Source organism: Rhizobium sp. NZLR10, from assembly GCF_019685125.1.
In the GTDB taxonomy this organism is placed as follows: domain Bacteria; phylum Pseudomonadota; class Alphaproteobacteria; order Rhizobiales; family Rhizobiaceae; genus Rhizobium.
This window is the reverse complement of sequence record NZ_JABDWE010000001.1, coordinates 519,357-536,273: the sequence shown is the minus strand read 5'-3', so window position 1 is coordinate 536,273 and position 16,917 is coordinate 519,357. Positions and strand designations below refer to the sequence as shown.

General features: G+C 60.6%; 18 protein-coding genes. 13 read left to right on the top strand and 5 right to left on the bottom strand.

Annotated features, from left to right (window positions below; genetic code table 11):
- Nucleotides 1-60: 60 nt before the first annotated feature.
- From HJB82_RS02490 to HJB82_RS02465, 6 genes are all read left to right on the top strand, one after another.
- On the top strand, nt 61-1,122 hold the full coding sequence (locus HJB82_RS02490; protein WP_221139516.1) for an Ldh family oxidoreductase: 1,062 nt from the start codon (nt 61-63) through the stop codon (nt 1,120-1,122).
- A gap of 169 nt (nt 1,123-1,291) precedes the next feature.
- A complete protein-coding gene (locus HJB82_RS02485) occupies nt 1,292-1,582 on the top strand; it encodes a hypothetical protein (RefSeq protein ID WP_207584721.1) in 291 nt (96 codons plus the stop codon).
- A gap of 39 nt (nt 1,583-1,621) precedes the next feature.
- The gene (locus HJB82_RS02480) at nt 1,622-2,026 is read left to right on the top strand and encodes a hypothetical protein (protein ID WP_207584722.1); all 405 of its coding nucleotides are present in this window, start codon (nt 1,622-1,624) and stop codon (nt 2,024-2,026) included.
- 67 nt (nt 2,027-2,093) lie between these two features.
- On the top strand, nt 2,094-2,342 hold the full coding sequence (locus HJB82_RS02475) for a hypothetical protein (RefSeq protein ID WP_221132562.1): 249 nt from the start codon (nt 2,094-2,096) through the stop codon (nt 2,340-2,342).
- Between the two features lie 317 nt (nt 2,343-2,659).
- On the top strand, nt 2,660-2,890 hold the full coding sequence (locus tag HJB82_RS02470; RefSeq protein WP_221115074.1) for a hypothetical protein: 231 nt from the start codon (nt 2,660-2,662) through the stop codon (nt 2,888-2,890).
- Between the two features lie 134 nt (nt 2,891-3,024).
- Complete coding sequence (locus HJB82_RS02465) at nt 3,025-3,288, top strand: hypothetical protein (RefSeq protein WP_207584725.1); 264 nt, start codon at nt 3,025-3,027, stop codon at nt 3,286-3,288.
- Nucleotides 3,289-3,375: 87 nt separating this feature from the next.
- Here the strand turns inward: HJB82_RS02465 and HJB82_RS02460 are convergent, their stop codons facing one another.
- Nucleotides 3,376-4,446, bottom strand: a complete 1,071-nt coding sequence (locus tag HJB82_RS02460) for a LacI family DNA-binding transcriptional regulator (protein WP_221132563.1) — start codon at nt 4,444-4,446, stop codon at nt 3,376-3,378.
- Nucleotides 4,447-4,624: 178 nt separating this feature from the next.
- On the opposite strand from HJB82_RS02460, the gene HJB82_RS02455 reads away from it, so the two are divergent.
- The 4 genes from HJB82_RS02455 to HJB82_RS02440 all read left to right on the top strand — a co-directional run bounded on the left by HJB82_RS02455 (nt 4,625) and on the right by HJB82_RS02440 (nt 9,000).
- Nucleotides 4,625-5,452 carry an ABC transporter substrate-binding protein gene (locus tag HJB82_RS02455; RefSeq protein ID WP_221139515.1) on the top strand — a complete coding sequence of 276 codons (828 nt, stop codon included), beginning with the start codon at nt 4,625-4,627 and terminating at the stop codon, nt 5,450-5,452.
- Between the two features lie 64 nt (nt 5,453-5,516).
- Nucleotides 5,517-7,052: an amino acid ABC transporter permease/ATP-binding protein gene (locus HJB82_RS31875; RefSeq protein WP_221115073.1), complete on the top strand. Its 1,536-nt coding sequence runs from the start codon at nt 5,517-5,519 to the stop codon at nt 7,050-7,052.
- Nucleotides 7,053-7,241: 189 nt separating this feature from the next.
- Complete coding sequence (locus HJB82_RS02445) at nt 7,242-8,378, top strand: FAD-binding oxidoreductase (RefSeq protein ID WP_221132565.1); 1,137 nt, start codon at nt 7,242-7,244, stop codon at nt 8,376-8,378.
- Nucleotides 8,379-8,493: 115 nt separating this feature from the next.
- Nucleotides 8,494-9,000: a hypothetical protein gene (locus tag HJB82_RS02440; RefSeq protein ID WP_207584730.1), complete on the top strand. Its 507-nt coding sequence runs from the start codon at nt 8,494-8,496 to the stop codon at nt 8,998-9,000.
- A gap of 68 nt (nt 9,001-9,068) precedes the next feature.
- Here HJB82_RS02440 and HJB82_RS02435 read toward each other — a convergent pair whose 3' ends face one another.
- A complete protein-coding gene (locus HJB82_RS02435) occupies nt 9,069-9,797 on the bottom strand; it encodes an endonuclease/exonuclease/phosphatase family protein (RefSeq protein WP_207585196.1) in 729 nt (242 codons plus the stop codon).
- A 115-nt stretch (nt 9,798-9,912) separates the two neighbouring features.
- Between HJB82_RS02435 and HJB82_RS02430 the strand changes: the two genes are divergently transcribed.
- Nucleotides 9,913-10,875, top strand: coding sequence for a lysylphosphatidylglycerol synthase domain-containing protein (locus tag HJB82_RS02430; RefSeq protein WP_207584731.1), 963 nt, complete (start codon nt 9,913-9,915; stop codon nt 10,873-10,875).
- Here the strand turns inward: HJB82_RS02430 and HJB82_RS02425 are convergent.
- Nucleotides 10,822-12,363 carry a phospholipase D-like domain-containing protein gene (locus tag HJB82_RS02425; protein WP_221139514.1) on the bottom strand — a complete coding sequence of 514 codons (1,542 nt, stop codon included), beginning with the start codon at nt 12,361-12,363 and terminating at the stop codon, nt 10,822-10,824. The genes HJB82_RS02430 and HJB82_RS02425 overlap by 54 nt on opposite strands.
- 118 nt (nt 12,364-12,481) lie before the next feature.
- Between HJB82_RS02425 and HJB82_RS02420 the strand changes: the two genes are divergently transcribed.
- Nucleotides 12,482-13,726 (top strand): DUF763 domain-containing protein, encoded by a 1,245-nt coding sequence (locus HJB82_RS02420; protein WP_221139513.1) that lies wholly within the window; start codon nt 12,482-12,484, stop codon nt 13,724-13,726.
- A 22-nt stretch (nt 13,727-13,748) separates the two neighbouring features.
- On the opposite strand, the gene HJB82_RS02415 is transcribed toward HJB82_RS02420, so the two are convergent.
- On the bottom strand, nt 13,749-14,198 hold the full coding sequence (locus HJB82_RS02415; protein WP_221115070.1) for a pyridoxamine 5'-phosphate oxidase family protein: 450 nt from the start codon (nt 14,196-14,198) through the stop codon (nt 13,749-13,751).
- A 188-nt stretch (nt 14,199-14,386) separates the two neighbouring features.
- On the bottom strand, nt 14,387-15,304 hold the full coding sequence (locus tag HJB82_RS02410) for a DMT family transporter (RefSeq protein WP_221115069.1): 918 nt from the start codon (nt 15,302-15,304) through the stop codon (nt 14,387-14,389).
- Between the two features lie 271 nt (nt 15,305-15,575).
- On the opposite strand from HJB82_RS02410, the gene HJB82_RS02405 reads away from it, so the two are divergent.
- Nucleotides 15,576-16,859: an epoxide hydrolase family protein gene (locus HJB82_RS02405; protein ID WP_221139512.1), complete on the top strand. Its 1,284-nt coding sequence runs from the start codon at nt 15,576-15,578 to the stop codon at nt 16,857-16,859.
- Nucleotides 16,860-16,917 lie beyond the last annotated feature (58 nt).

Genomic DNA, 16,917 nt, shown 5'->3' with positions numbered 1-16,917 from the left:
GGATTGACGCGCGGGCCGCCTTCCCTGAATGGCCCGCGCTTTCGATGACATGACGGATGGATGCCTATGCCGCTGATTGACCGCATTGACCTCACCCAATTCGCCGAGCAGATATTGATCCGCGCCGGGATGGAACCCGACAAGGCCAAAATCACAGCCGCCGTCCTGGTGGAAGGCGACATGATCGGCCACGAAACGCATGGCGTCAGCCTTTTGAACTGGTATGTCGAAGCGTTGGAAGATGGTTCGCTGGCGAAGTCGGGTAGCTACGAGGTGGTCAATGACCGCGGCGCAGCCTTTGTGTGGGACGGCAAATCTTTGCCCGGCGCATGGCTGCTGACCAAGGCGATCGACCAGGCCTGCGAACGCGTACGCGATCATGGCGTCGTCACCGCCGCAATCCGAAACTGCCATCACACCTGCGCACTGTCAGCCTTCATGCGGCAGGTTACCGAACAGGGCCTCATCGTTCAGCTGTCGGTATCGCATCCCGCGGCAAGCCGAGTCGCGCCCTATGGCGGCACAAAGCCGCTCCTGACCCCCAACCCGATGGCGGCCGGCTTTCCGACATCCGAGGATCCGATTCTGATCGACGTCTCCGCCTCGATCACCACCACGACGATGACGCAAAACCTGGCGAAAGCCGGCAAGAAATTCCCCGAGGCCTGGGCCTTCACCGCCGCGGGCGAGCCGACCGATGATCCGCGCGACGTGACCGAACGTGGCGGGACAATGATGCCCCTCGGCGGTCAGTTGAAGGGACACAAGGGCTTTGGGTTCGGGCTGATCGTCGAACTGCTGGGGCAGGGGCTTTCCGGCAAGGGACGGGCGAACGCGCCGCCCGGTGTGTTTTCGCAAAGCGCATTTATTCAGGTCATCGACCCCGCCTTTTTCGCCGGGCTGGACGCCTTTACCGCGCAGTCCGATTATCTCGCCTCTGCATGCCGCAGCAACCCATCCGCGCCGTGGAACGATGGCCCGGTCCGCATGCCGGGTGACAGCGCAGCCCGCAGGCGCCGCTCGGCGTTGGAAGAGGGCGTGCCGGTCGGCGATGTGCCTTGGGAGAAGCTCTGTAAATATGCCGCGCTTTTTGGCCTGCGCATTCCTGATGTCGCCGCGTGAGGCACGCGTCTAAGACTGGCCTTGAACGCGCGATGCCAGTCCCAAGCTCGATCTCCTGAAGACGTGTGTCATGACGTTTCCAGCCGAAATATGGAACAATCTCTATCGTCTCTTGTTACATTAGCGATGAAATAAGTAACGCGCAAAGGCGGGAACAGCTGGAGGTTCCATGAAGCGGAGCATAGGGTTTGGGCTGGTTTTTGCCGTTATTCTGACGGGCTGCACGACCGGTGCAGGCGATTACGCGTCGGCGGGACTGGCCCCCATTCCCGGCAGCATCACCTATCATGGTCAGCCTCGCACGAAGTTGACGAAATCGCCCGTGGGTTCTTCCTTCCCGCACAGCTTTACAGATCAATGGGGACGCCAGGTCGAGGAGATTTACATCATCCGGCCTGATCGGAGCTTGCTGATCGCCGAGCGCCACTATCGGCCGGTCTTCTCGCTCGACGATAACTAGAACAGGATGATTTTACCCCCAGGGGAAGGAGAATTGATCGTGCCGCGACGCAAGAGCACTGAGACGACGACCCTCGACACCAAAGGAGCCAAGATCGGCGAACCGGTGCCGAAAGCCATCATCGATACGAACGCGGCCTCGGTCGGCATTCCCCGGCAGCCTGATCAGGGCCTGCGTGAGGAATTGAGCGCGTTGCGACAGCAAATCGACGCGCTCCAGCGGCAGGTGTTCGATGGTGCCCGATCGTTAAAGGGAGGCGCCCGGAAAGCAATGCGGCAGACGGAAGCGGCTGTGAAGCTCTATCCGGCTTCGACGCTCATCCTCGTTGCGGCCGTTGCGGGTGCGTTCGCCTTCGCTGGACGCCGCGCTTCTCTGCCGCGCCATCGCCATCAATCGCTGCGCGAGTTGAGGGATCTTTACGACACGATCCGCGAGCGCATCTGACAAGATTTCAGGATTGTCAGCATCGCGATTATGCCCGACACTTGCTCATCGAAGCGAGGGCAACCGCATGCTCGACATCATTATACGGAGCGCTCTTGATATTGTTCAGCGTACGGAGCGCCTGATCGAGGCAAGCAAGCAGCTGCTGAAGAGTGAAGACCTTGACGAAGTTGAAGTGTATGAACTCGATTGCGAGATCGAACGGCTCGGGGATGCGGTTTTCGTCGTGGAGGAAGCCATTCGGTCACTTGCACGCGCCGTCGAATGTTGGCCGCAGGCCGCACGAGCCTACGGCATATACAGAACATTGCATTGATGGGCTGTCGCTGCCTTAGGTAGAGCTGACAATTCACGGAGCCCGTTCCGGACGTGTTTTCGAGCCGCGATCTGCGTGTCACGCCGATGTCACGCGACCATGGAAACAATATGTGCTTGATCGGCATGGTTGGGATGAGGCTAAGGTCTCAGACCTAGCGATTGCCGTTCTGATGGCGGGAACCGGCCGCTCTGTTGTTTGATCGATTTTTAAGCGCATTGGAGACATTCGATGAGGGATGTGCTGTCGACTATCACGCGTGTCCTGAGCCGTGGACGGCTGGGGCAATCCTCCTTTTGTTTCGATGGGGCATCACGATGACCTCGAAGACCTCCCGGCGAAAATCTCAGCCCCACGAATTCATCTTTCCGGTTCACACACGCACGATCGCAGAGATCAGATATGACAGCCTCAGCCGAGTCATGACGGTGGTCTATCACGACGGTCGCTCGACGACGACGACTGGCATACAAGGCCCGGCGATGCTGAGGATTCTCGCCCAGCGTCCGCTGGAGCGCTCTCCGTTCCTGTTGCAGACGGTCATCTGACCTGGAGAAACCGTCGCCACCTCTTGTCTCTGCCGCGTGACAAGGCATCCGCTGGCTAAATCGGCATGATTGTGCATCCATTTCCCGCAGGCTGCGTTCCTCTCCTACAGTCAGACCTAATGGAGTGAATGCCGATGACCTTTCCACCGCCGAAAACCGAAGCTCCCGCGCAACGCTTTGAACAGGCAACCGAGGCCGCGCGCGACGCATTGGAAAGACTGATTGCCGTCGCCAATGAGTCCGGATGGGCAACCGGAGAGATAACCGCGGCGCTGCTTAAGGCCGCGCAATTTCTGAGCGACGCCAACAAGAAAGATCCCGATCCGGCTGATGACCCTGTCATCAGCGATGCTTCCGCTAGGCAAGAGCAGATTGGTCATGGCGAGCTGTACGACTAAGCATGTCGCGCAAAAGTGCGCAGCGGTTTTGCAGCAACGACATGCGTAAAGACAAAACCTGAAGCGCGACGCGCTTTAACCCAGATTTTACCGGCCGATCGTCGCAACGGAGCCGCGCACGACGAGGCTGGTGGCAACGCGCAGACGTTCGACGGCAAGCGGGGTGCGTTCGATGCGGGCGACGAGCCGTTCGCCGGCGAGTTTGCCCAGTTCGTAGACGCGCTGGTCGACGATGGTGATCGGCGGAACGGTGACGCTGGTCCAGTCGGCGTCCAGAAACGAAATCATCGAGACATCCTGAGGGATCGACAAGCCGAGCGACTGCAGTGACTTGAAAATGCGCAAGCCCACGAGACTGTCGGATGCCAACAGCGCCGTCGGCGGCGATATCTCCGAGAGCAGGCGTTTTATCACGGCGTTTGTCTGCTGCTGGTTCGTGGCGCCGAGCCGGATGTAATGAAGAGGGTTCGGCAAACCCGCCTCGGTCAGAGCGCTGACGAAGCCTTCCATGCGTTCGCGCACGGCGGAATTTGATATCCGCCCGAGATCAGTGAGCCCGCCGTCCTCGGCGTCCATGGCGGAGATATAGGCGAGGCGGCGATGGCCCTGGCCGATCAGATACCTTGTCGCGGTGAGTGCCGCATCCCTGTCATCCCCGGTCACGGCGTCGACATCAAGCTCCGGGATGGCCCTGTCGAATAGAACCAATGGCACGCCGGCGCGGCGGACGTGCTGCAGGTGATCGAGGCGATCGCAGCGGGCCGGCGTGACGATCAGGCCATCGACGCGTTTACCGATCAGCAGGTCGACCGCCGATTTTTCCGCATCGATCTGTTCGCCCGAATTGGCGATGATGACGTTGAAGCCCGCAAGCCGGGCTGCATCGGTAATGCCGCGCACGGCGAGGCTGAAGAAAGCATTCTCGATATCGCCGACCACCACGCCGATAATGCCTGAGCGTCCCGTGCTCATGCTTCGGGCGAGCTCGTTCGGGCGGTATTCGAGCGCGGCGGCGGCCGCCGTCACCTGATCCTTGATCTTGTCGCTGACGACGCCATAGCCGCCGAGCACGCGGGCTGCCGTCGCCTTCGAGACCCTTGCTGCCTTCGCGACGTCGGCAACCGTGACTGAACGTTTCGGGGCAGCGGAATCTTCCATGGCGCAGCACTACAAGAGTTGTTGACGGCCGGTCAATTGACAGATATCAAATATGTCGTGAGACCGGTCTCTTTATATAGAAGACCGGTATCTTGTCCAGAAGTCTTCGTCGCACGGGCGACGAGACCGGATGATAACGAATGCCGACAAGAGCATCCCTTCAGAGCGGAGAACGAACATGAAGCCTTTTGAATCTTTCGCGGCCGTCGCGGCTCCATTGCGGGCTGGCCTTCTGACGTGCCTTCTGGCGATGGGGGCCGGCTCTGCGGCCGCGGCCGACAATCCCTATAGCCTCATCGAGCCCGGGGTGATCAGCGTCGGCACGATGGGCGATGCCAAGCCCTATACGTTTGCGACGGCGGACGGCCAGTTCACCGGTTTCGATATCGAGTTGTTTCTCAACGTCGTCTCCCGCCTTGGCATTCCGAAAGACAAGGTCACGTTCACGGGCCAGGAATTCTCCGCACTTCTGCCGTCGGTGGCAAACGAACGGTTCGATGTTGCTGTCGCGGCGATCGGAACCACCGAAGCCCGGAAGAAGACCGTCGACTTTTCCGACGGCTATCTTGCCGGTTATCTCTCGGTCCTGACGGCGGATTCCGGCATCAAGGATGCCGACGGCCTCAAGGGCAGGCGTCTCGGCGTCGTGCAGGGGACCTTGCAGGAAGTCTATGCGGCCAAGAATTTCGGTGAGGCCGATCTCGTGAAATTCCCCGACAACAATTCCGCCGTGGCTGCCCTCAACAACGGAACGGTCGATGCGCATTTTCTCGACTACGAGGCTGCCAATCAATATGGCGAGCGCTATCCCGCGCTGAAGATTGCGGTCAACATCCCGTCCTTCGATGCGCCAGCGGGCTTCGTGATCCGCAAGGGAAATGACGCCTTCCGCACGGCGTTGAACACAGCTCTTCACGACGCGATGCAGGACGGCACCTGGAAGACCCTCTATGAAAAATGGTTCCCCGGTTCGCCGATGCCGGACCAGTACCTTCCCAAGAAGTAACGTCGTAAGCCGTCCGCTCCGGCGGACGGTTTCATGCCCGGCTTGGGCTTCGATGAGGATCTCGATGAACTGGCTTGAAAATCTGCGCCGCAGCTTCCTGGACTGGGACGCCATGGCCGAAGTGCTACCGAGCATGATCAGCGTCGGCCTGAAGAATACCCTGATCCTGGCCGCCGCCTCGACCGTGCTCGGCGTCGTTATCGGCATGGCTCTCGCCGTCATGGGTATCTCGCAGTCCCGCTGGCTGCGGCTGCCCGCGCGCGTCTATACCGATGTCTTCCGCGGTTTGCCGGCGATCGTCACGATCCTGATCATCGGTCAGGGTTTTGCCCGGATCGGACGGGAGATCTTCGGTCCGTCGCCATTTCCGCTCGGCATCCTGGCGCTCAGCCTGATTGCCGGGGCGTACATCGGCGAAATCTTCCGATCAGGCATCCAAAGCGTCGAGCGCGGCCAGATGGAAGCCTGCCGGGCGCTCAGCATGAGCTACGGGCAGGGCATGCGCTTGATCGTCATCCCGCAAGGCATCCGGCGGGTTCTGCCGGCGCTGGTCAATCAATTCATCGGAAACGTCAAGGATTCCAGCCTCGTCTATTTTCTCGGATTGCTCGCCTCCGAGCGGGAGATCTTCCGCGTCGGGCAGGATCAAGCTGTCGTAACGGGCAATCTGTCGCCCTTGTTGCTGGCGGGCGTCTTCTATCTCGTCATCACCGTGCCGCTCACTCACTTGGTCAATTACATCGATGTGCGACTGCGCCTGGGAAAACAAGGCCGCAGCTCGGGTGTTGCGAGTGGATTGGTCGAGGTGAGCGAAATGCGCGCCGCCGGTCCGCAACCCCCGGCAAAATCTGTCGAGCAGACCGAACCGCGCTTCAAGGGTGGTGCCCTGAACGTCCGGGATCTCACCATGGCCTATGGTAATCTCGATGTGCTGAAGGGTGTCGATCTCGACATCGCCGCCGGTACCGTCACCTGCATCATCGGTCCTTCCGGCTCGGGAAAATCGACGCTGCTGCGCTGTATGAATAGGCTGGTGGAACCGAAAGGCGGCGACATCCTGCTCGATGGCGCCAGCATTCTGGCCATGAAACCAGAGCGGTTGCGCCGGCGCGTGGGCATGGTGTTCCAGCACTTCAACCTGTTTCCCGATCACACCGCGCTTGAGAACGTCATGCTTTCACTGACGAAGATCAAGAAGATGTCGAGGCAGGAGGCGCGACGCATTGCCGAGGCGCGTTTGGCCGAGGTCGGTCTTGCCGAGCGCAGAAATCATCGCCCGGCAGGTCTGTCTGGCGGGCAGCAGCAGCGCGTCGCCATCGCGCGTGCTCTTGCGATGGATCCGGAACTCATCCTGTTCGATGAAGTGACGAGTGCGCTCGATCCCGAATTGGTGAAAGGCGTTCTCGACTTGATGGCAGCTCTCGGCCGCCAGGGCATGACGATGGCCGTGGTGACGCATGAGATGGGATTTGCACGCAGGGTGGCCGACCAGGTCGTCTTCATGGATGAGGGCCGCATCGTCGAAGCCGGCTGCCCGGGGCAAATCTTCGACAATCCCCACAGCGAGCGGCTGAAACGCTTCCTTGCGGAAGTCCTCTAAAGCATGTCGCGCAAAAGTGTGCAGCGGTTTTGCGGCAACGACATGCGCAAAAAACAAAGAGCCAAAGCGCGAGGAACGAATCTGAAAGATCGCGACGCGCTTTAGCCCCTGACGCGAGGCATGCCGCTGAGGGCTCCTACGACGGATGCATGGAATTCGTTCGACATAGCAGGAAACAAGGTTATCGACATGAATGCTTCCCCCAAACCTTCGAAGGTCGTCGTCATCGGTGGCGGCATATTCGGCGTCTCGACGGCTGTCCATCTCGCTCGCCTCGGGATCGCCACCGTGCTCGTCAGCGATGGGCCGCTTGCCAATGGCGCCTCCGGCCGTTCGCTCGCCTGGCTCAATTCGGCCCGGAAACGCTCTGATGCCTATCACCGGCTGCGCCTCGCCGGCATCGACCGTTATCGCACCCTTGCTGCCCGATATCCGGATGCGCCCTGGCTGCGTTTCGATGGCGGCCTGACCTGGGATGCCGATGACGCCGGCAATGAGATAGCCGAGGTCTTCGACTTCGAGCGCGACCTCGGCTATCACGCGCAATGGCTGGCCCAGGAAAACATTCCCGGCGCGACGCCCGGCGTCGACGCCGGTGCGGTGACGCCGCAGGGCGCGATCTTCAATCCCGGAGAAGGTTGGGTCGATCTTCCCTCGCTGATCGGCCTTCTCGCGGAGGAATTCCGTTCGCTCGGCGGCGAGGTCGTGACGGACGCCGGGCGCGCGGCGATTGATGTCGAAGGCGCCCGTGTCTGCGGCGTGAGCGCAGCGGACGGCAGACACTGGGACGCGGAGTCTGTGCTGCTCGCCGCGGGCGGCGCCGTTCCGGCAATCGTTGCCGAAGCCGGCCAGCATATCGACGATGCAACGCCGGTCGCGCTTCTCGTCAGGACCAAGCCGATCCGCCATTCGCTGAAGGCCGTGCTCAACACCCCCCGCGTCGCCATCCGACCCATGCCGAATGGCGGCTTCGCCCTCGATTCCGCCTGGTCCGAGGAAGAGGTCGAAGTGACGCCGGACGGCGGCTATGAAGTCAGACAATCGACGTTGGACGGGCTGCTGCGCGAGGCGTCAAAAGTTCTCGAAGGCAACCCGACGCTCGAGATCGAAGATTATGGGGTCGGCCCAAAGCCCATTCCGGGCGATGGCGAGCCGGTCTTTGGCGAACTGCCGTCGATCTGGGGTTACTTCGTCGCCTTCAGCCATAGTGGCGCCACCCTCGGCCTGATCGCCGGTGAACTGCTGGCCGACGAGATCGCCACCGGACGCCGTCATCCGCTGCTGGCGGAGTTTCGGCCCGAACGTTTCAGCGCGTCGCGAGGATGACGGTCGTGGAAGGAGCGGAAGTCCGACTCGGCGCCGTTGCGAACCGCGACCGGCGTCCGATGCATCCTTCTGAGCCGTCGAGCGTTCTATCGCCAGGAACAACTGGAGATCCATCATGTTCAAGGACGAACTCGGGGACATCGGCACAAACCTGGACAGGCGCGACAATACCGGCACCGCACCGGCTGCTTTCGAAGATGCAAACGCCAATCCCGATCTCATCAGGCGTGAGGGCTTCGCGAGCGAGGCCGAATATCGGGCTTATATCGCGACGCTCGGTGGTCATGCTCCAGTTGGAGGCACCTTTGAGGAGCCTCTCCTGGCCTCTGACAATCATGCCCTGGAAGGCCGTCTGCGAGAACTGAGAGAAGAACTCGAAAACCTCCGCGCCCGCCTTCAGGTGATCCAACATCAGGCTGCGACCGTCGTTGCGGCGAACGTCCGCTGGGCCGATGCAAGCGCCCACGCGCAGCTTGGCAATCAGCCCTGGCTCAAGCTGGCCGGCGCAATGGCGGCAACATTCGTCGTCACCAGAGGCATCACGCGGCTGCCGCTCGGAACCGTGGCGACGACGGCGCTACCGTTGGTGGCGGCCGCGATGAAACGGAAGTCCGTCAGGTGAACATCGTCCTCTAACGGGACATCGGGCACGGCACACTTCTGCTTCAATCGCCTTCTCTCGGCGTCCGTTTAGGCGAAACTAATTTCCGCAAGGAGAGGCAGGTGATCAGAGGCGACCCTTGTCAGTCGGTTTTCCAGGACCGTCGCCTGTTTGACGACGAGATCGTCGGAAACGAGAATGTGGTCAAGGCGCATCAGCGGATAGCGGGAAGGGAAGGTTGCTCTTGGTGTGGCCTTGCCTTCGCGCTGAGCATCCTTCAATGACTGAGTGGCAAGTCGGTAAGTCGCCGATGCCGGAATGGCGTTGAAGTCGCCGCAAAGGATGGTGGGGAGAGATTCGCCCGCTGTCCCGCGCAGCCAGCCCGAGTTCAACAGCGTCGTCATCTGCCGCATGCGCTCGCGGCCGCGAAGGCCAAGATGGGTGTTGACGACCAGCAGTTTTCTGTCGCCGACCAGTATTTCGACCGAAAGGGCACCGCGCTGTTCGCCGATGGATGGCAGCGGGCCGGCCTTGACCGCGCCAGTCGGCAGCGCGGTGATGATCGCATCGCCATACTGCTCTTCGGCAATCGACAGCGCCGGATGAAAATGAGCCTGCATCTCCAGAAGCGCGGCGATCGTATGGGCCTGGTCGATGCCGCCGGTCCTGCGCCTGAGGACATCGACCTCCTGAAGAGCGATGATGTCGGCTTCCGCCTCGGCGATGACTGAAGCAATGCGTCCGGGATCGAGCTTGCGGTCGTTGCCGATACAGCTGTGCACGTTATAGGTTAAGAGTTTGATCGTTTTTTCCGACATGAGTCCGCTGAAGCTTGTCCTTGGGGACATGGATCTCGTTCCCCAGGGGAACACAAAACTCATTTGATCGTTCCAGATTATCGAACCATCCCGTTTGCACTCCTGAGGACAATCGATGAGCTTGAAAAACATGATCTGGAATGGACTGCTCGTTGCTGCCCTTTGTTTCGCGGTCTTCCTTCTTTACCGCATCTTCCAACAGTACAGCCTCGAGCAGATCGTCCAATCGGTTCGCAGCATACCTTTTTCGAATTTCTGCGTAGCCCTGCTGTTTGCGGCGGCATCCTATCTATGTCTTGGCTGTTTCGATCTCCTGGCGATCCGTTCACTCGGCAAATCCTTGCCTTATCCCAAAATCGCGTTGGCTTCGTTCATCAGCCTGTCGCTCGGCCACAATATCGGTTTTGCCGGACTGAGCAGCGGCGCCTTCCGCTACCGTTTTTATTCGCGCTGGGGGCTGACGACCGAGGATGTCGCCAATATCATCCTGTTTTGCGGCATCACAGTCGGGCTGGGGCTGATCACGCTTGGCGGCCTGGCGATGATCATCAATCCCGGCGACGCCGGGCGCCTGCTGCGGCTCGATCCGGCCGGTGTGCGCATCTTCGGCTTGCTGGCGCTCATCGTGCCGGTCGTCTACGCGGGGCTGGCGTTTTTCATCCGCAGCAAGTTGCGGCTTTGGCGCTGGTCCTTTCAGTTGCCGCGATTTTCGATAGCGGTCGCGCAAGTTGGGGTCGGCACGATCAACTTCGGGTTCGTTTCTGCCTGTCTCCACCAGATGCTCTCAGCCTTCGGCGATGTTGCCTTCTTCAGATCGGTAACAGCCTACGTGCTCGCCAACTCGGCAATTCTTGCAACGCATGTTCCAGGTGGTCTCGGCGTGCTCGAGGCGACCGTCTCCTATGCGGTGCCGAAGGAAGCATCCATCGGCGCGCTGATCGCATTCCGCTGCGTCTATTTCTTCATTCCGCTGGCGCTTGGCGCAACGCTACTCGCAATCAGCGAGGTCGTCTTTCGCCGCCGATCACGTGGAGCGAACGAGACGGCGGACGAAGGCGCCGAGGCCCAGTCGGCTTAGCAGTGTGGTGGGCCGACCCGGGTCGAAGAGCGCGGTTCCCATGACTGGCTTGGTGCTGCCGGCCATGTCGACTGCAAACTCGCGCAAGCCGCGGCGACCATCATTCAGCGTCTCGATCGCTTCGATCACCGATCCTGTCCGAGCGAAGGCTGCAGCAAAGGTCTCGGCCGCCCTTCCTAGGTATTCCGAAAGCAGGCTGTTGCGAAGATCCACGATCCCCCGGCGTTGATCCTCGCCGTCGGCCTCCAAGAGCATATCGCATTCGGTATCAATTGCTTCCGAGCGGTTGTTGATGTTGGACGAGCCGATGCGCACCAATTTGTCATCGGCAATTATCAGCTTGGAGTGGACGAGCACCTCCACTTCTGTGCTCGACGCCAGCGGGGCTCGCCCAGGGGCAGTGGCTTTGGGCATGACCGGCCCCGGAACAACGGGATAGTAGATGCGCAGCCGATGAGCGCGATCAGCGCGTTTGAGGCGACGGATGACACGGTCGCGATTATTGCCCATGACAAGCTTTTCGATCAGCCCGTGAGAGCTGCGCGTACAGATGATGATGACTTCAGGCCCGTCTTCCTCCTCAAGCCCGGCGGCGATGGCCTCCGCGACGCGGAAGGAGGCGAGGTATTGTGCTTCGATGTAAAGTGATCGCTTCGCCCGGGCGATCACATCAAGTGTCATGTCGATACCGTCGCTTACGCCGGTCCGCAAGGCCGTCGAGGGTTCCGTCAGCGCGAAGCTGACCGAAATATCTCCGATCGAAACCGGCAGATCATCGGGCCAGACGAAAGGCGCGCTCGCGACCAGCGGCGAGTGGCTTTCGCCGGTGGCGTCTTCCCAGCGCCGCCTGGCGATATCGCCGATCAGCTTGGCCGCGTCGCCCGTGACCATCGCTTGAACATCGTGCAGGGGGTCGTAGGAAACGCCGGCGGGATCACGTCGCAGTTTGTCTTTGGCGCGATGAAGCCAAGTGTCCCACCGCCGCGCCGTCAGATCCATCCCACCGATGAAGGAGACCGCGTCGTCGATGCAGACGAGTTTCTGATGATGGCAGCCGCCGACTGCCCGCGCAGAATCGAAGCGCAGATCGATCCGGGCATTCTTCGGGAAATTCTTCTTGCGAAACAGCTGCAGGGACTTGTTCGAATAGAGGGGGCCGAGCGCCCAGACGAGGATGCGTATTTCCAGTTCGGGATTTTCCGCCGCGAGACCGTGCAGCAGGTCGGCAAGCGTCTCCTCGGATTTATCGGGTTCCATCAGGATGTCGGGATTGAAATCCCATCCGATGATCCAGACAGTGCGCCGCGCCTGCCGTAGCGCCCGCGCCAGCTCGGCAAAATAGCTGTTGCCGTTGATCAGGAAGGCCGCCTTCGCGGCACTCCCTTGCAGGTCAAACCCACTGCAATCTTGCCTTTTATGGCCGACCAGCGCCGGCAATTTTGCCTGTGTCAGCGTCGGATGATTGAAGACGTTCTCAATTGCGGTCATGATTGCCTCTGCCTCTAACTGGGGAAACAAACGCTTGGAATATTTCTGGGTTCCCTGCGGTGGCGGAAGAGGCGGCCGGGCTGACTTCGTCCGGCGATAGAAAGCCTAAGGAAACGCGATGTCACAACGAGCAGGCAGTGCCGATCTTCCGCTTCACGGGGGACGTGTGCCACATTGGCTGGGCGACCGGATGACGCGACTCGGTACGCTGATCACCGAGGCGATCGTTCATCACTATGGCCGCGACGAATTCCTGCGCAGGCTTGCGCATCCCTTCTGGTTCCAGTCCTTCGGCGCGGTCATGGGCATGGACTGGCATTCCTCCGGCATCACCACCAGCGTTCTCGGCGCCTTGAAACGCGGACTGAAGCCGCGCGCCGGCGAACTCGGCCTGCATGTCTGTGGCGGCCGCGGCGCGCAGTCGCGCAAGACCCCGCAGGAGCTGCTGTCGATCGGCGAACGGGTCGGTCTCGATGGGGAGGGGCTGGCGACGACGAGCCGTCTCATTGCCAAGGTCGACAGCGCCGCCCTTCAGGACGGGTTCGATCTTTATCTGCACGGCTTCATCGTCGCCGATGACGGCCATTGGGTGGTCGTGCAGCAAGGCATGAATGGCGACAAGCGGCAGGCCCGGCGCTATCACTGGCTGTCGGAAGGGCTGGAGAGCTTCGTCGACTCGCCGCATGCGGCCATCGAGGGCAGGAGCCAGGGCGAGATCGTCAATCTGGCCGACAGGCGCGCCGAGCGTTCTCGGCGTGGCCAACTCGATCTGCTGGCGACGCTCGGTCCCGACCGGATCGTTCGCGAGGCCGCCGCGCTGCTGCGTGTTGAGCACCCGGCGCCCGAGCCTGACGAACAACCGATGCTGCCGCACCTGATCATGCCGACCCATCACGACGTTCGCGAAAGTGACATCATCATGAGGCGCCTGCACGGAAATCTGGCCGCCGCAGCCGACCGTGGACCGGCGGATTTCGAAGAGCTGCTGCTGGTTCCAGGTGTCGGTGCCCGCACCGTGAATGCGTTGGCCCTGGTGGCCGAAGTCGTCCACGGCGCGCCTTGCCGTTTTTCCGATCCGGCGCGCTTCTCGATCGCCCATGGCGGCAAGGACCGCCATCCCTTCCCAGTGCCGCTCAAAGTCTATGACGAGACGATCGGCGTGATGAAATCGGCGGTACAGAAAGGCAGGCTCGGACGGGAGGAGGAACTGCAGGCGCTGAAGCGCCTCGATGACCAATCCAGGCAGATGGAACGCTACGTCACCGGTCCAGACCTCAAGGAAATTATCGCCGGCGAATTCCGCCAGTCCGCCGATTTCGGCGGCCGGAGCGTCTTCGGCTGTGAGGAGCCGCCCGCAGAGTAGGGCACCCCTTTGTGCCACTGTCTTAACTCGCTGAGCCGGGTAGGGTGACCTCGCCGTTTTCCTCACCATCCCAGTACCGGATGGAGGACGCCGAAACTTTGATAAGAACGATCCCGGGAGTGTCCACACCTTCAGGAAACCACCGCTGGAGATCGGGCACCCAATGTTCTTCGAACGCCGCCTTGTCCCGCACCAGCGAGGCGAAGCCCTCGACAGCGATGAAAATCCCCGGTTTGCCGAGGAGGCTGGGAGGTGCCGTGAACGTCAGCGAGACGATGTCGATGCCTTCGATCTCCGTGATTTTCCTGCTGTCCTCATACGAAAAGAACCAGGAATCCCCGTCATATTCGACGTCGCCATTATTGCTCATCGGTCGGGCCGAGATGCAGCCCGACCCGGCGTTCGTCGACAGCATGCAGAAATCGATCTTCTTCAGTTGTGAGGATAGGTCTTCGAGGGTCATGGACGCCATTGCGATCTCCCGGGTTTGAATGCTCGGGAGTAGCGTGCAGGCGTCCAAATTGTTCCGTGGAAAGCCTACGTGACTAAGCCTCCATCCTTTTGATCTATTCCCGCAAGGTTTAAGGATGGAAGTATGCAGGAATTCCAGGGGTTACAGCAGCGTCCTATGCAAAGCTGAAGATAAGCGGCGCTATACCCTCAATGGCCGTCGGGCGGGACGGCTTCGACCGGAACCGTCTCTTTCAGGTTCTTCCGGTGGAAGATGAAGAGCCCGGCAAAGACGATGATTGCGGCGCCGATGACGATCTGTGCATCGGGAATATCATTGAAGAAGAAATAGCCCAGAATGATCGCCCAGAGCAGCAGCGTATACTGCAGCGGCGCCAACAGCGATGCCGGCGCGAGCTTCAGCGAGCGTGTGATCAGCAGGTGCGCGCAGGAGGCGACGATCCCGAGCAATAGCATGCCGGCCCAATCGACGAGTGTTGCCGGCTGCCAATGGCCGATGCTCAACACGATGCCGGTCGCCAGGGCGGCGATCGTCTGCCATGTCACGAGCGTCGTATCGCTGGTCGAACGTAGATAGCGGCTCATCACCAGCGACAGCGCAAAGGCAAGGCTGCCGAGAAGACCGAAGAGCGACGGAAGCGACAGCATCGCCGTCGATGGACGCAGTGCAATGACGACACCTGCAAAGCCAAGCAGAACGGCAAGCCAGCGGCGCCAGCCGATCTTCTCTCCGAGAAAGAAATGCGAGAGCGCCGCAATGTAGATCGGCCCGGCCATATAGAAGGTCATGACATCTGCGAGCGGCAGATAGGCGACGGCGGCGTAGAACAGGGCAACATCGGCGGTCGCCATGGCGACCCGGATGAACTGGAGGCCCTTCTGTTCGACGCGAAACAGGGCCATCGGCCCTTGTCGCGCGATCATCGGCCCGAGCACGACGAAAGCGCCGACGGAGCGGATAACCAGCACTTGGCCGACGGCAAAGCTTGCGACCAGCCACTTGCCCATCGCATCGTTCAGTGCAAAGAGCAGATCGCCGAGCAGCATCAGCACGACGCCGGTCATGATCAGGTTTCCGGCATTGGCTGCGGCCGTCTTGGTCTTCATATGGCGTCCTTGCAAGAGGGGCCGCTCAGGCGCGGCCGAGGTCGGCTTCAGCTTTAACACCGCCGATGTCAACGGTTAGTTTCACCCGCAATTTGATTGATCGCCGCCATCGCTGGGGCCGCGGTGCTCCCGTCACGTTCCCTAGCGGGGCGTCCTCGCCGCTATGCCGGACATCTGCGGATACAAATCGGCGTGACCTCGGACATATCTCGGATACATGAAAAAGGCACCGTCTTGGGGCGAAAATTCAACCCTAAAACGGAGTTTCCCTTTGACGTCCCTCCCTCCTGATATTAACCGCCGCAATTTTCTGGCGGCCGCCGCCATCGCCGGCACTGCAACGATATTAAAGCCTGCGATGTCATTTGCTTCCACTGGCGCAGCCCACGAGATTCGACCTTTCAAGGTAAGCGTTCCCGACAGCGCTCTCCAAGAGTTGAAGCAGCGCCTTGCCTCAGCGCGATGGCCCGCCAAGGAAACCGTCGGTGACGACTCCCAGGGCGTCCAGCTCGACCGTTTTCGCGCCCTCGTGAACTATTGGCAGGACGGTTACGACTGGCGGAAGGTCGAGGAAAAGCTCAATGCCATTCCGATGTTCACTACCGAAATCGATGGGCTCGACATCCATTTCATCCACGTCCGCTCCAGGCACGAGAACGCGCTGCCGTTGATCATGACCCATGGCTGGCCGGGTTCGATCCTTGAAATGCTCAAGGTCATCGATCCGCTGACAAACCCGACAGCGCACGGCGGGAGGGCCGAGGATGCCTTCCATCTGGTCGTTCCCTCGATTCCGGGCTTCGGTTTTTCCGGTAAACCGGACGTGCGGGGATGGGGTTCCGACCACATCGGTCGCGCATGGAGCACGCTCATGGACCGGCTCGGATACCAAAAATACGTCTCCCAGGGTGGCGATTGCGGCTCGGTCATCTCGCAGCGCATGGCGCATCAGAACGTTCCCGGTTTGCTGGGCATTCATCTCACCATGCCTGCAATCGTCCCGCGCGAAATCGTACCTCTCCTCGCTGCAGGCGCCGCCGCACCCGAAGAGTTCAACGAGGAGGAGCGAGCTTGTTTCGATAAGCTGGCGATCTTCTACCGAGATAGCGCTGCCTACGCGCAAATGATGGTCACCCGTCCGCAGACCATCGGCTATTCGTTGGTAGATTCACCGGTCGGAATGGCCGCTTGGATGTACGACAAGTTTGCTGAATGGACATTTAGCGACAAGCAGCCGGAAAAGGTCCTGACGCGCGACGAGATGCTCGACGACATTTCGCTCTACTGGTTCACGGAGACCGGTGCCTCGGCTGCCCAAATCTATTGGGAAGACCATACCAACAACTTCAATGCCCTCGACAAGATCCCGACGTTGCCGGTGGCGGTCAGCGTCTTCCCAGGGGAAATTTATCAAGCCCCGAGGTCGTGGACAGAGCGAGCCTACGGCAACCTGATCTATTTCAACGAGGTTGATAACGGCGGACATTTCGCCGCTTGGGAACAGCCCGCGATCTTCACGAACGAAGTTCGGGCGGCGTTCCGTTCGCTACGCTAAGTCGAGTGCTTGATGGCCGTCGCGATTGCGGCGGCCATCGCCTTCAGCCGCAAGCGAG

Excerpts from the sequence above, each read along its gene's own strand:
- HJB82_RS02425 (WP_221139514.1), bottom strand. The coding sequence starts at position 12,363 with ATGACCGCAATTGAGAACGTCTTCAATCATCCGACGCTGACACAGGCA.
- HJB82_RS02460 (WP_221132563.1), bottom strand. The coding sequence starts at position 4,446 with ATGGAAGATTCCGCTGCCCCGAAACGTTCAGTCACGGTTGCCGACGTC.
- HJB82_RS02430 (WP_207584731.1), top strand. The coding sequence starts at position 9,913 with ATGAGCTTGAAAAACATGATCTGGAATGGACTGCTCGTTGCTGCCCTT.
- HJB82_RS02455 (WP_221139515.1), top strand. The coding sequence starts at position 4,625 with ATGAAGCCTTTTGAATCTTTCGCGGCCGTCGCGGCTCCATTGCGGGCT.
- HJB82_RS02420 (WP_221139513.1), top strand. The coding sequence starts at position 12,482 with ATGTCACAACGAGCAGGCAGTGCCGATCTTCCGCTTCACGGGGGACGT.
- HJB82_RS02435 (WP_207585196.1), bottom strand. The coding sequence starts at position 9,797 with ATGTCGGAAAAAACGATCAAACTCTTAACCTATAACGTGCACAGCTGT.
- HJB82_RS31875 (WP_221115073.1), top strand. The coding sequence starts at position 5,517 with ATGAACTGGCTTGAAAATCTGCGCCGCAGCTTCCTGGACTGGGACGCC.
- HJB82_RS02485 (WP_207584721.1), top strand. The coding sequence starts at position 1,292 with ATGAAGCGGAGCATAGGGTTTGGGCTGGTTTTTGCCGTTATTCTGACG.
- HJB82_RS02490 (WP_221139516.1), top strand. The coding sequence starts at position 61 with ATGCCTATGCCGCTGATTGACCGCATTGACCTCACCCAATTCGCCGAG.
- HJB82_RS02475 (WP_221132562.1), top strand. The coding sequence starts at position 2,094 with ATGCTCGACATCATTATACGGAGCGCTCTTGATATTGTTCAGCGTACG.
- HJB82_RS02445 (WP_221132565.1), top strand. The coding sequence starts at position 7,242 with ATGAATGCTTCCCCCAAACCTTCGAAGGTCGTCGTCATCGGTGGCGGC.
- HJB82_RS02415 (WP_221115070.1), bottom strand. The coding sequence starts at position 14,198 with ATGGCGTCCATGACCCTCGAAGACCTATCCTCACAACTGAAGAAGATC.
- HJB82_RS02470 (WP_221115074.1), top strand. The coding sequence starts at position 2,660 with ATGACCTCGAAGACCTCCCGGCGAAAATCTCAGCCCCACGAATTCATC.
- HJB82_RS02440 (WP_207584730.1), top strand. The coding sequence starts at position 8,494 with ATGTTCAAGGACGAACTCGGGGACATCGGCACAAACCTGGACAGGCGC.
- HJB82_RS02410 (WP_221115069.1), bottom strand. The coding sequence starts at position 15,304 with ATGAAGACCAAGACGGCCGCAGCCAATGCCGGAAACCTGATCATGACC.
- HJB82_RS02465 (WP_207584725.1), top strand. The coding sequence starts at position 3,025 with ATGACCTTTCCACCGCCGAAAACCGAAGCTCCCGCGCAACGCTTTGAA.